Origin of the sequence: Paenibacillus wynnii, from assembly GCF_000757885.1 — a bacterium.
Taxonomy (GTDB): domain Bacteria; phylum Bacillota; class Bacilli; order Paenibacillales; family Paenibacillaceae; genus Paenibacillus_AQ; species Paenibacillus_AQ wynnii.
Map to the genome: position 1 here is coordinate 166278 of NZ_JQCR01000001.1, position 12478 is coordinate 178755.

The window sequence follows — 12478 nt, forward strand, 5'->3', positions numbered from 1 at the left end:
TCTTAACGCTAAAAGCCTTAAAAACGCCTGAAAACAGCGCTTTCATAATGGCATTCCTTAGATTAACTTTTTATGTATCCACTTACAATTAGACAAATCAACGATTTCATGCAGGAATAAACGAACTTCGAACTTCTCTTAAGCTGCTCTTCAGTTCAGACCGACTAATCTGCTGCTGCACTATCCCACTTCTCAAGTGCTCTACTCCATCTCACCAAACTTCCGCTCTTTCCCACCCACCAATTTTTGCAATGATCCCCAACTCAAAAAAAGCCAACCGTAAGGGTTGGCCATCTATAGTACTAAAGAGTATGAGTCATAACCTGATCACACCGGCTCCTCATCCTTCAATGCCTCAAGAATTTGCCGAGCCAGCTTGTCACCGATGGAAAGAGGACGGAAATCCTCAATTCCGGCTTCTTTAATTTTTTTGAGGGAGCCGAAATGCTTAAGCAGCAGCTTACGCCGCTTCTCTCCAATTCCGGGTATAGAGTCCAGCTTGGATGTAATCATGGACTTCCCACGCTGCTCCCGATGAAAGGTAATAGCAAATCTGTGAACTTCATCCTGAATGCGCTGCAGCAGATAGAACTCCTGACTGTCTCGCGCCAGTACTACCGGCTCCGGGGGATCGCCTACCAGAAGCTGAGCCGTCTTATGCTTAACATCCTTGACGAGGCCGCAAACCGGAATAAACAGCCCCAGTTCATTCTCCAAGATATCAATTGCTGCAGAAATCTGTCCTTTTCCTCCGTCGACTACAATGAGATCCGGCATTGGCAAATCCTCTTTCAACACCCGTTCATAGCGGCGGCGAATGACTTCTCGCATCGTCTCATAATCATCAGGTCCTTTTACAGTTCGGACCTTATATTTACGATATTCTTTCCTTGCTGGCTTACCATCTATAAATACAACCATGGCTGATACAGGATTCGTTCCCTGAATGTTCGAGTTATCGAACGCTTCAATTCGACTTAGCGATTCAAGTCCAAGGCTCTGCCCAAGTCCAAGTGCAGCCCCGGAAGTGCGTTCCTCATCCCGTTCAATAAGTCTGAATTTCTCATCCAGAGCCACACGCCCATTCTGACAAGCCATCCCCACCATTTGCTTCTTGAGCCCGCGCTGAGGAACAAGAACCTTAACCCCAAGCCATTCCTGTAAGGCCGCTGCACCGCCGAATGCATCCACGATTCCGGCAGCGGCGGCTTTTTCTGCCGCAGCCGCACGTTCGGCGGCCTCCTCCGGTGATTCCTGCAGTTCTTCCGTACCTATAGCATCTTTTATCGAAACGTTCACTTCTACTTTTTCATCAGCCTTCAGTTCATTCACTAATCCGCTTTCGGGCAGGAAGTCTGGCAGCAATATCTCCTGCGGCACCGCTGGATTGTCGCTATAATACTGGGTTACATAAGACATAAAATCACTGTAAGCCTCTCCATAGAAAGGAAAGGCGGAGGAGTGGCGTTGAATCATTTTCCCCTGTCTCATATAGAGAATTTGCACACACATCCAGCCCTTGTCCACCGCATAGCCGAATACATCACGATCCTTCGTATCAGGCGTGTTGATGTTCTGCTTCTCCATCAAGGCTTCAATATGGAGAATTTGATCCCGCAGCTCTTTTGCCCGTTCGAAATAAAGTTCTTCTGCCGCTTCCTGCATTTTCTTCTGCAGATCCTTCTTAATCGCGTCATGACCACCGCTTAGAAAGGCAGCTATACTCTGGGTGATTTCCTCATACGAAGATTTAGGAACCTTCTTCTCACAGGGAGCCAGACATTGCCCCATATGATAATAAAGGCATACCTCCTTCGGCATAACCCCGCATTTGCGGAGTGGATACATCCGGTCAAGCAGCTTCTTAGTCTGGTGAGCCGCATAGGCATTCGGATACGGGCCGAAATACTTTGCTTTATCCTTAATCACACGGCGCGTTACTTCCAGGCGCGGATGTGCTTCATTCGTTATTTTAATATAAGGAAATGTCTTATCATCCTTCAACTGCACGTTATAGCGCGGCATATGCTTCTTAATCAGGTTGCATTCAAGAATAAGTGCTTCCATATTGCTGGCTGTAACGATGTATTCAAAATCACGGATATCAGCGACAAGCCGCTGAGTTTTACCATTATGGCTGCCCGTAAAATAGGAACGGACCCGGTTCTTGAGCACCTTGGCTTTGCCTACATATATAATAGTGCCTTCTTCATTCTTCATCAGATAACATCCGGCCAAATCGGGCAAAAGTGCCAGCTTATTGCGGATATTGTCCATATAGTCCAATTGATTCCCCTCCTAGACCAGCGGATCCCCCTGTGTATCACTCTTCACTCAAGTGATAGCGCACAAAGCGCCTTCGGAAGGAACCGAAGGCGCTTGTGTGACTGGGTCGAAGACCCGAACAGTAGCTTGACAATTATTGGTGTTTAGCGATGATATTCTTCAAGGATTCTTTGGAGTTCAGTCCCACTACTTTATCAACGGGTTGACCGTCTTTAAAGAAGATAAGTGTAGGAATACTCATAACGCCGAAGCGGGATGCCGTTTCCGGATTCTCATCCACATTCAACTTTGCAATTTTCACATCGTCTCCAAGATCTGCGGACAACTCTTCCAGGATCGGAGCAAGCATCTTACAAGGGCCGCACCATGGAGCCCAGAAATCAACTACTACAGTACCTTGACCTTCCACATCGTTGCTGAAGGATTGATCAGACACGTTCACAATAGCCATGATAGTGTTCCTCCTTAAGTTTTGCGAAGCAGTTTCGACAATCTAAGTGTTAGCTTATGTCCGTCGTTTGCTTCGTAATTGTAGTGTATAAAATGTTTCATGTAATATGATAACCAATTTACCATTTACCGACACGCTTTCAGTATAACATATTTTATTCGCATATGTGAAATATCACATACAATTATTTTGTACACCATCTATCTCATCCCGGATCAGGAATTCCTTTACAACCTCTGCCTGATTTCGGTATACTTGAGGAAAGCGCATTAATTGTCAATGACTTAATTCACACATGTGAAATACACCTTAATAATGCAGGGAATTGTACCTGCAAGGAGGCAGAAACTATGGATGTCAACCCACGCGCAAGCGACCCTCGGGAGCACATTAATGAAGAGCCACGTAACGACTTAGGTGATTTGATGAACGGATTTTTCGGCATGACTGCTTTTATGTCGGTGTTATTTTTCGGAATGGTCATTGTTAAATTTATTTTTTTGGAGTAGAACAACGAAAATCCGATTCTTCCCCACGAAGAAATCGGATTTTTGCTGTTTATATATTTTATAATTTCAATTTCTTATCGGTTCCCCCGCTGGTTATCCCCATGCAACGGCATTACATCTACAAAAGGAGCAATCCGGTCCATCAATCGTTGACCTTTATATTGTTCTTCCCCATCCTTACTGGTAAAGCTTAAGTGCTTCTCCAGTCCATCAAGCGGATAATTTGAGGTATAGAAGGTTGGCTTGCGGTTCATGCGATAGTTCAAGATAGCCCCAAGCACATGATCACGGGCCCAAGGATTCAGGTTCTCAGCGCCAATATCATCAAAAATAAGCAAATCACAGTTTTTCATCGTATCCACAGTTTCTTTCAGCTTCTGCCCGTCCATCATTATAGATTTCAAATCCTCTACAAAGTCCGGCATATATACAATTACACCGCTATAACCGGCAACCGCAAGCTCATGCAGGAGATAACACATCAAGAAGGTTTTACCCGTTCCAAAAGAGCCGAACATATACAGCCCATGGGGAGATAATCCATTCTCCTTGGTATTCTCTATATACCGGAACAGCTGATTGACGGCTGGTGCCCGGCGTGGGTCTTTACCCATAATATCAATCTCATCATAACCTTCATTCAATACCCTCTCATCCACGTAAAAGCTGCGAATCCGCTTGCGGATGTTGTCCTGGGTATCTTTAGCCACCTGAAGACGGCAAGCCGTCTTCCGTTCGTACAGCTCAGGTGTGCCGCTCACCGTCTCAACCGTCAGCTTACTGAAGTGACCTTGAAAATCATTCGGACATTTTTCAAGTCCGGGACAGTTGGCGCAATTACGGCTTTCCTCCACATATTGATAGAGGCGGCTTAAATGAAGACGCAACCGCGTGTCGTCCAGCTCCGGATGCTCAGCCTGCAGCTGTTTCACCAAAGGGTTATTAAGAAGCCTTTGCTCCAGATCACGGGAGCGCTGACGCAGAGCAGGATTGTTCATCGAACGTAACACTTCACCCATAGACTCCATTATTCCACCTCCTTTTCTTAGGTTGCATCAGGGACACCTTTCTTTTTGCCAGCCTTAATTTCAGCGGCCTTCTTCATCATCACTGCGAATTCTTCAGCCGATACAGCACCGGCTTGTCCATCATCCACAGCAATCTGAATTTCCGGCTTACCCGAGCGGCCTCCGTTCTTAGGATAGGAACGCGGACGGGCGGCTGTTTTATCAGCGGACCCTGCGGCCCCTTTACCTTTTACCTTCGATTGATCCCGGATGTAACGCACCGCTTTCTCATATGTATTGACCTGCTTAACCAACATATTGGAAGCGATCGCCTCTACAAAATTACGATTCATACGCTGATCTCCACCTGAAGCAACCATAGTCATCAAATAATGTATAAGTACATTAATGACTTCGCCGGACAGCTTATAGTTCAGATCAATCTTTTCAAACATATCCATCAACTGCCCGGGAACCGCCCCTGGAAAAAAAGTCTGAAGCAGGCGTGTATACGGTTCATTCCGCAGCATCATATTATATTGGTGAACATCACACTTGGATAAAAATTGCGGGGGCACGTCAACGTAATATTCCATCTCTACAGATTGCTCCGGAGAAACCATAGGTTCTTCTTTATCTTCAACGGAATTGGCACGGATCGAAATCACCTTGGCGGCATCAATTTCACGTTTTTCCTGACGTTTCATGTCCTGGCGGAAATGCTGACTGGCTTTGTGCTGCAGCTCATCCAGAAGGACTTCCCCAGCCGGCGAGAATATTCCATCCTCATCAAGCAACCTGCAAATATCCTGCGGGCTCAATTTATATTTACGTGCTACATAATTAATAACACCCATTTGGTTATGATCAAATCGCAGCTTCTCCACATGCATCCGGTTCACGGATTCACGGGGGAACCGCAGAATAATATCACTGTACCCTATAGCCGGTTCCCCAGCCTCACGCAGACCTGGTTGGCGGCTGGTAGCCACTTCAGCTAATGCCTGCTCCAGTTCATAATCAATTACATGTGTATTCAATTGAAAAATATCATAAAAGGGCAGGGATATATTTTCTTTGCCGATGGATCTATGACTCCATTCCTCCGGCTCACGGTTCCAAAACTGCTCCCGCAGCGATAAGACTGCAAACTTGCCGATCTTGTCCCGTAAAAGGAGGGTTAAATGCTGTGTTGCAAAAAAATCAGCCGGCGACAGCGGCGGCATCAGTTCATATTCGTACATATAATCATCGGTTTCCTGCACATAGATACGACAGGTCTGTAGCAGCCCCACCGCTTCCAGCTTGGAAGCCTGCTCAATTAGATTCTTGCGGCCTTTCTCATTCGGCTCAATGCCTAAAGTCATAAACAGGCGGCGCTGCTGCTCCACCCCAGAATATCCGATGCTTTCTGCCGGAACATGCTCAAATAACAGACGGTAAAGACTGGTAGCGATTGCTCCCACCATGGGCTGATATACGGAACCCAACATACGCACATCAATAGCACTAAGACCGAATTCGCGGGAAACGCAGTACCGATGATGTTCGGTAAAATGATGTAAATTGCTCATATGCATCTGCGGATACCTCCCCCTTGTTTTCACGAATTCATGTAGATTTCTATTCTATCATAAAATGACGGAGCGGAAATGTGGAAAAAAGTCCAATTTCGACTCTTTCCGTCATTTTAACAACCACTGCTTCCAGCTATCTCTACTTAACGTTGATTTAGCTATGAAGAGACTGTTACGCCATTCAATAAGTACGGACTGTTTCTCAAAGAAATCAAAAAACGACCTCCAGTTACGAAGGTCGAAGTTTTCGAAGCAAATGTATTAAAACATTTTGTAGCCGCCGATACGCAGCTTGTGAATCGTCCAACCACTAAGCACCGAACCTGCAAGTCCGAAAACACCTGTAATATAATCCACCAAATGGAAAGATGACAGATGCTCCCAGAGAGTCATTGCACTTCGATCCCATATAGAGTAAACCACCACCGGTAAGATAACTAGGACGAACAAATATGCGGGAAACCAAGTAGTCTTCATTAACATGTTAAGGATAAAGCCAATACCGAACATCATAACAAAGAATAGAACGGCCAGAACAAATACAGGAATAAATCCCATCTACCGACTTCACCCCTCTCTGTGAGAAAACGCACACATATCACAAGCTAGTAGTAAGTTTACTAGAAAATTTATTTCGAAGCAATGAACATTTATCAAAATGAAGGCTGTCTTCGTTTGCTCTTGACAACTCGCATGAGATACAATGCTTATAGGATAAATGGGTTCATACATAGGCTTATGCTTCGTAAAACTAAGCGTATGCTTTCGAAGCCAGTTTTACTACGGAGCAACCCTTCGGGGCTCATGCTTCGTAAAACTTTTAAGGAGTGAGAACATGAACGAAGCCGCTTTGACACTGGAAGGCTGGTACGCCTTACATGATTTCCGCTCTCTGAATTGGACTGCCTGGACGGCGGCCGATGATGAAGAGCGCGCCGTTGCTATGGATGAGCTAAATGCTTTTATACAAGAGTGGAGCCCGGTTGAGGAAGCCAAGGTAGGCAGTTCCACCATGTACTCTATCGTGGGTCAGAAAGCTGATTTTGTAATGATGCATCTGCGCGAAAGCCTGGAAGAGCTCAATAAACTTGAGACCGCATTCAACAAAACAGCCTTTGCCCGTTTTACACTTAAAGCTTATTCATATGTAAGTATTGTAGAACTTAGCAACTATGCAGCTGGTGGCGGTGACGGTGGAGACCCGCTGCAGAATCCGCATGTCATTGCCCGCCTGAAGCCTGTTTTGCCGAAAGCAAATCATATTTGCTTCTACCCAATGAATAAAAAACGTGAGCTCGCCGACAACTGGTATATGCTTGATATGGCCAAACGGCGCGAGCTTATGCACTCACACGGCCTAATTGGTCGCGGTTATGCCGGTAAAGTTAAACAAATCATCAGCGGCTCCGTAGGCTTAGATGATTGGGAGTGGGGAGTGACCCTATTCGCCGAGGACGCCCTTCAGTTTAAAAAGCTTGTATACGAAATGCGCTTTGACGAGGTTAGTGCACGCTATGGAGAATTCGGACCCTTTTATGTCGGTAATCTGCTGACACCGGAGTCTTTTGAAGAAATGCTGAAGCTGTAATTCACGACGCCGGTTCCCGAAGTATGGGGTACCGGCGTTTTACTTTGTTAAGTTGGAGAACCGAAAGCTGATACACCGTCCAATCGACACTAAATCCTGCACTTTGTACAACAATTCAGCTTCCAACCTCTGATTTCTCACCGATTCCTGCACATTCTACAACAATTCAGCTCATACTGACCTGATGAGAACCCAAATCCTGCACTTTGTACAACAATTCGGCTCATACTGCCCCGGTGAGAACCCAAATCCTGCACTTTGTACAATAATTCAGCTTATACTGACCTGATGAGAACCCAAATTCTGCACATTCTGCAACAATTTAGCTCATACTGCCCTGGTGAGACCTAAATCCTGCACAATGTACATCATTTCAGCTCGTTGTACCCCAAAAATGGTCCCCCAGAAATACAGCAAGGGTGTCCCAGCAGCCATAGCTTGCCTGTGGGACACCCTTGTTAACATACATCTTAGAAATCTTCGTCCTAGTCCGTACCTAGTCCGTACCTAGTCCTAGTCCTCGTCCTCAATACTATCTTCATTCTTCAGGCTTTCCAGATATTCAGCCGTCGCCCGATCTCGAGCCCGCCCTTTATCCTTCAGCCTTTCGATAGCCGGAAGTATAAGAAGATCAATTTCCTTTTGTACCGTGTAAGCCAAGTCGTAGCGGTTCTGATCCTCCAAGAAGGATCCCACTTCGATCAGGCCGTTATACCGATCCAGCTCATCCCTCGTTAGCAATCCACGAACTTGAACGCTGCAATGACGCATCCTATAGGAATCTGCCTTTTTTCAGTACTAACGGAATTCCGCCAATAATGAACAAGTAGCGCATATCGACAACTTTCTTTAATTGAGCTGCAGTCCAACCCTTATAAGTCTTATCTCCAACGACAGCAATGCCTTGACCTTTGCCAAGTGAAGCAACCGTTCCCTTATTGCTGAAGGAGAATTTCTTCGGCTGCTGATTTCGGATAGAAGCTACAAGATTGTGCGCGCAGCATTCTCCCTGCTGCATCGCGATTTGTGCGGTTGGCGGATAAGGGCGTCCTTCCGGATTAATCATCAATGAGCCATCACCGATGATGAAGATATTCTCATGTCCTGGCGCATGCAGATATTCATCCACTTTCACCCGACCTCGCATAGCTTCAAAACCTGCTGCCTCGATAAGCCGATTGCCACGGATACCGCCCGTCCAGACGATAGTGGAAGCCTTGATTTCTTCACCGGTTGCCAGAATAACTCCACCCGGCAGACATTCCTTGATGGCTACTCCCATCTTGAAGGTAACGCCTTTCTTTGTAAGTACGTTCATCGCATGCTCAACCAGTTCCGGTGCAAAACCCGGCAGCGCTGTTGGTGCAGCTTCTATGTTATAAATGTTAACTAGACTAGGATCTACATCAAATTCCTTACAGAGACCCGGAATCCGGTCTGCCAATTCCGCAACGAACTCAATCCCGCTAAAGCCGGCGCCGCCGACTACAAAATTGATATGTTCCTGGGCATTGTTTTCGTTCTTGTACTTGGCGAATTGGTATTCGATATGCTCACGAATCAGACGAACCGAGTTGATACTGCGAATCGTCAATGCATACTTATCCAGTCCTGGGATACCGAAAGTCTCAGGTACACCACCAAGGGCGATAACTAGATAATCGTAGGAAAGTGTTCCATCTTCTAAAATAACCTTTTTCTGCTGAGTACGGATTTCCTGTACCGATGATTTAACCAAATCAATTTTGAATTCATCAATTAATTTGGAGATAGATACCCGCGTGTGCTCGATGCTATCCGTTCCCGCAGCAGGCATATGCAAATGGGTTGTAAAATAGTGATACTCATGGCGGTTAACCAGCGTAACGTCCGCTTCATTATAATTCAGTGCTTTTTGTAAACGTTGGGCGGTCAAAATTCCTCCATATCCCGCGCCTAAGATTACAATTTTGGGAATACTGCTCATGTTCCGGCTCCTTCCAACAAGTGAATCTGTCTATGTGTTATTTTTTGTAAATCTTTTTGTGAATTTATACACTTAACCTTAGAATAAATTCCAATAAAACTTAAGGTAATTTGAAAATAATCATATACATTGTAAACCTTAGGCCACTTTTAATCAAATATATTGATATAAAAAATACTGATAATTTCTGGTATCGCAAACTCTTTGCAGGGCGGTGTTACTATGTTTATAATAAGTAGGTAATCCAGTATGGCAAATTGAATATATCAACTCGGAGGTGTAGATTCTGTGACATTAGAGCAACCCGGTATTCCTATGAGCGACCTGCTTATTATAGGCGGTGGTCCGGCTGGTATGTTTGCAGCCTTTTACGGCGGAATGCGTCAGGCGTCCGTAACACTCATTGAAAGTATGCCCCAACTCGGAGGACAACTTGCTGCTCTCTATCCGGAGAAATATATCTATGATGTAGCAGGCTTCCCAAAAATAACCGGTCAAGAACTGGTAGATAACCTTTCACGTCAAATGGGTCTGTTCCAATCTGACATTAGGCTTGAAGAAAAAGTCGTATCTGTCGAGAAAAGGGACGAACGCCATTTTGTCGTTACAACAGATAAGGCCGAATATCACTCCAAGGCGATCATTATTACTGCGGGTGTTGGCGCATTTGAGCCACGCCGATTGGATTTGCCTGAAGCCGGTCGCTTCGAGAAAGCCAATTTACATTATTTTGTAAGCGATCTAAATGCGTTTAAAGATAAAAAGGTCTTGATTAGCGGCGGCGGAGATTCGGCAGTCGATTGGGCACTTATGCTGGAGCCGATTGCTGAACAAGTCACATTGATTCATCGCCGTGACAAATTCCGTGCCCATGAGCATAGTGTCGAGAACCTTATGGCTTCAAAAGTAAATGTGATTACACCTTCGGAAATTACCGAGCTGCATGGTGATGAATTTATTACAAAGGTAACCCTTTCTCATATCAAAACCAAAGAAACACAAGAAATTGATGTGGACAGTGTTATCGTCAATTTTGGATTCGTTTCCTCACTCGGACCTATTGCTGAATGGGGAATTAACATTGAAAGCAACTCTATTGTGGTTGATTCCCGCATGGAGACGAACATCCCGGGGATATATGCTGCAGGTGATATTACTACATATCCAGGTAAACTTAAGCTCATTGCCGTCGGATTTGGCGAAGCGCCTACTGCAGTTAATAATGCCAAGGTTTATATTGATCCCGAAGCTAAGCTATCTCCCGGCCACAGCAGCAATATGAAGCTTTAAGCTTTAATACAAAGGTTGTTTACAAAAATAAAAGGGTATCCCAACGGGCTTATGAAATGACAACCCGTCAGGATACCCTATTTTGTACATGCAGCGGTTTAATTTATGTAGTTAACACGAGGTTAACCTAATGTATATCAATGAAGTACCGCGTGGATTGGAGAGTGTAAGTTCCGTTTGCGAATTTCAACGAGTAAGAGCGCGATGAAATCATGCTCAAGTTGCAGTTCTATCGCTCTATGGTAAGAGTCTAGAAGCATCTCATCTGATAATTCAACCATAACGTTCACCTACCTTTCCTTTATTTGGATCTGAGTCTATCATATCAAACTATTAAATTTCGAACAAGCGTTCTCATTATCCACAAGCGTTTGTGGAAATCCTGTGTATAATATGTTAGTAAGCCCTATTAACGCTATCGCAGCACAGTGTAATATGGGGATAATAGTTATACACAGGATTGAACCTTAAGATTTACTTCAAAATAGTTCTTAATATAGCCACATAATTTCCCATTTCCCAAGTCATATTTAACTAAATAGTATAATATTTATACACCAGAATTTTACATGACTAAACGATTCTATAACACTACTACTACTATCGTCAATTCTTAAAAATTGCTTAATTATTGCGGTCTGGTATTTACCTCCAGTATCCAGATTTTCCCCCTATAATCTACAGCATAATCAAAACCCAGCTCTCCTACTCCCGGAAAGTGCCGCTCCATTAAATGAATACAGACTAGGGTTAGACGGCGCATTTCTGCCTTTTTAGCTGATGTATTAACCTTGGGCAGGGATTTCCTGAGTCCTTCACGACAACTAAGCATAGTTCCACCCTTACATAGATTGGTAACGAATAGCCCGGGGCGGGCCAATCGTCCAACCATGGAACGAAACTCCCATACTTCACCAACTTTTACGACTTTCACGCGATAATCAATGGGACGGCCTGCAATTCTGGCCAGGGAGATCCCCTGTTGAATTAAATATTTCCGTTTCACTCTCACTATATTTAGAGCATGTTTCATTGAGGTGAAATCACGATATACCCGTGTCGTATCCATATAAGTGAAACCATATTGGCCCCGAGTCCGAAAAACCTTAATGACACCGTATCCTCCACCGCCCACAACAGGTTTGATTACTACATTTCCATATTGGCCCAGCATCGTCAGCAGTGCCGCATCACTGTATCCCCTTGTTCTCGGAATGTAACCGGCGACCCGTGAATCGCTGAGCAGCGCTTCGGTTTTCAGCCACTTGCTGGCCAGTTGTCTTCCCGCCATCGTACTCCCTCTCCTCTCGTTGTGAAGCCTACCCTATACATTACTCAGAAGATGCATTACCCTCCTGTATGTTTGTCCGTGTAAGAAGGCGCTCCCACTAAAAAGGGCGATTACGTTTGTGTATCTTTTCAAACCTTTGTATGTATCGTATAGTTAATGTAGTGTAGGCATATCGAACGATGATATCAAGAAGATTATCCATAGGGGGGTACTCAAAGTGGCACAATTTTTTGAAGTTTTGTACTGGGTAGCCATGATCGGAATGTCTGTCGTTTTGGCGGGTACTACTCTGCTCGTCTGCGCACTAGGCTTCAAATTCATTAAAGACCGCCGTAGCATCCTTGGTGCATCCTGCATTGCTTTTTCACTCGGGGCCGGTGCATTAATCGTATTCATGATCAATTATAAGTTTATAATCGCTGCATAAATATCTTGTATTTTAATTAATGAAAAAATGCCCTCTCGCATAATTACGAGAAGGCATTTTTTATACAATTCTAAATTTAGTGATCT

13 protein-coding genes are annotated in these 12478 nt (G+C 44.7%); 4 read left to right on the top strand and 9 right to left on the bottom strand.

The window, feature by feature from the left end; genetic code table 11:
- Positions 1 to 327: 327 nt before the first annotated feature.
- On the bottom strand, positions 328 to 2277 hold the full coding sequence (gene uvrC, locus PWYN_RS00870) for an excinuclease ABC subunit UvrC (protein WP_052087708.1): 1950 nt from the start codon (positions 2275 to 2277) through the stop codon (positions 328 to 330).
- A 142-nt stretch (positions 2278 to 2419) separates the two neighbouring features.
- On the bottom strand, positions 2420 to 2737 hold the full coding sequence (trxA, locus tag PWYN_RS00875) for a thioredoxin (RefSeq protein WP_036647416.1): 318 nt from the start codon (positions 2735 to 2737) through the stop codon (positions 2420 to 2422).
- 350 nt (positions 2738 to 3087) lie between these two features.
- Here trxA and PWYN_RS28995 point away from each other — a divergent pair, with 350 nt between their 5' ends.
- A complete protein-coding gene (locus tag PWYN_RS28995) occupies positions 3088 to 3246 on the top strand; it encodes a YqzM family protein (protein ID WP_157261055.1) in 159 nt (52 codons plus the stop codon).
- Positions 3247 to 3320: 74 nt separating this feature from the next.
- Here the strand turns inward: PWYN_RS28995 and dnaI are convergent, their stop codons facing one another.
- From dnaI to PWYN_RS00890, 3 genes are all read right to left on the bottom strand, one after another.
- Positions 3321 to 4274, bottom strand: a complete 954-nt coding sequence (gene dnaI / locus PWYN_RS00880) for a primosomal protein DnaI (protein WP_036647419.1) — start codon at positions 4272 to 4274, stop codon at positions 3321 to 3323.
- Positions 4275 to 4291: 17 nt separating this feature from the next.
- Positions 4292 to 5833, bottom strand: coding sequence for a replication initiation and membrane attachment family protein (locus PWYN_RS00885; RefSeq protein WP_036647421.1), 1542 nt, complete (start codon positions 5831 to 5833; stop codon positions 4292 to 4294).
- Positions 5834 to 6091: 258 nt separating this feature from the next.
- The gene (locus tag PWYN_RS00890) at positions 6092 to 6388 is read right to left on the bottom strand and encodes a YuiB family protein (protein WP_036647423.1); all 297 of its coding nucleotides are present in this window, start codon (positions 6386 to 6388) and stop codon (positions 6092 to 6094) included.
- A 277-nt stretch (positions 6389 to 6665) separates the two neighbouring features.
- Between PWYN_RS00890 and hemQ the strand changes: the two genes are divergently transcribed.
- Positions 6666 to 7418: a hydrogen peroxide-dependent heme synthase gene (hemQ, locus tag PWYN_RS00895; protein ID WP_036647426.1), complete on the top strand. Its 753-nt coding sequence runs from the start codon at positions 6666 to 6668 to the stop codon at positions 7416 to 7418.
- A 513-nt stretch (positions 7419 to 7931) separates the two neighbouring features.
- Here the strand turns inward: hemQ and PWYN_RS00900 are convergent.
- Both PWYN_RS00900 and PWYN_RS00905 read right to left on the bottom strand, forming a co-directional pair.
- Positions 7932 to 8189: a hypothetical protein gene (locus PWYN_RS00900; protein WP_036647428.1), complete on the bottom strand. Its 258-nt coding sequence runs from the start codon at positions 8187 to 8189 to the stop codon at positions 7932 to 7934.
- Position 8190: 1 nt separating this feature from the next.
- Positions 8191 to 9384, bottom strand: a complete 1194-nt coding sequence (locus tag PWYN_RS00905; RefSeq protein ID WP_036647430.1) for an NAD(P)/FAD-dependent oxidoreductase — start codon at positions 9382 to 9384, stop codon at positions 8191 to 8193.
- A 315-nt stretch (positions 9385 to 9699) separates the two neighbouring features.
- Between PWYN_RS00905 and PWYN_RS00910 the strand changes: the two genes are divergently transcribed.
- Positions 9700 to 10674, top strand: a complete 975-nt coding sequence (locus PWYN_RS00910) for an NAD(P)/FAD-dependent oxidoreductase (protein ID WP_036648188.1) — start codon at positions 9700 to 9702, stop codon at positions 10672 to 10674.
- A 137-nt stretch (positions 10675 to 10811) separates the two neighbouring features.
- Here PWYN_RS00910 and sda read toward each other — a convergent pair whose 3' ends face one another.
- Together sda and PWYN_RS00915 are read right to left on the bottom strand one after the other, a co-directional pair.
- A complete protein-coding gene (gene sda / locus PWYN_RS28460; RefSeq protein ID WP_084146545.1) occupies positions 10812 to 10955 on the bottom strand; it encodes a sporulation histidine kinase inhibitor Sda in 144 nt (47 codons plus the stop codon).
- Positions 10956 to 11302: 347 nt separating this feature from the next.
- The gene (locus PWYN_RS00915; protein WP_036647431.1) at positions 11303 to 11965 is read right to left on the bottom strand and encodes a YheC/YheD family protein; all 663 of its coding nucleotides are present in this window, start codon (positions 11963 to 11965) and stop codon (positions 11303 to 11305) included.
- A gap of 217 nt (positions 11966 to 12182) precedes the next feature.
- Between PWYN_RS00915 and PWYN_RS00920 the strand changes: the two genes are divergently transcribed.
- Entirely contained in the window at positions 12183 to 12392 is a 210-nt protein-coding gene (locus tag PWYN_RS00920; RefSeq protein ID WP_036647433.1) for a hypothetical protein, read from the top strand.
- The last annotated feature ends 86 nt before the right edge of the window (positions 12393 to 12478 follow it).

Bases quoted from the DNA above. Each gene is read 5' to 3' on its own strand.
- PWYN_RS00910 (WP_036648188.1), top strand. From the start codon at position 9,700: ATGAGCGACCTGCTTATTATAGGCGGTGGTCCGGCTGGTATGTTTGCA.
- dnaI (WP_036647419.1), bottom strand. From the start codon at position 4,274: ATGGAGTCTATGGGTGAAGTGTTACGTTCGATGAACAATCCTGCTCTG.
- sda (WP_084146545.1), bottom strand. From the start codon at position 10,955: ATGGTTGAATTATCAGATGAGATGCTTCTAGACTCTTACCATAGAGCG.
- PWYN_RS00885 (WP_036647421.1), bottom strand. From the start codon at position 5,833: ATGCATATGAGCAATTTACATCATTTTACCGAACATCATCGGTACTGC.
- trxA (WP_036647416.1), bottom strand. From the start codon at position 2,737: ATGGCTATTGTGAACGTGTCTGATCAATCCTTCAGCAACGATGTGGAA.
- hemQ (WP_036647426.1), top strand. From the start codon at position 6,666: ATGAACGAAGCCGCTTTGACACTGGAAGGCTGGTACGCCTTACATGAT.
- uvrC (WP_052087708.1), bottom strand. From the start codon at position 2,277: ATGGACAATATCCGCAATAAGCTGGCACTTTTGCCCGATTTGGCCGGA.
- PWYN_RS00905 (WP_036647430.1), bottom strand. From the start codon at position 9,384: ATGAGCAGTATTCCCAAAATTGTAATCTTAGGCGCGGGATATGGAGGA.
- PWYN_RS00915 (WP_036647431.1), bottom strand. From the start codon at position 11,965: ATGGCGGGAAGACAACTGGCCAGCAAGTGGCTGAAAACCGAAGCGCTG.
- PWYN_RS00890 (WP_036647423.1), bottom strand. From the start codon at position 6,388: ATGGGATTTATTCCTGTATTTGTTCTGGCCGTTCTATTCTTTGTTATG.
- PWYN_RS00900 (WP_036647428.1), bottom strand. From the start codon at position 8,189: ATGCGTCATTGCAGCGTTCAAGTTCGTGGATTGCTAACGAGGGATGAG.
- PWYN_RS28995 (WP_157261055.1), top strand. From the start codon at position 3,088: ATGGATGTCAACCCACGCGCAAGCGACCCTCGGGAGCACATTAATGAA.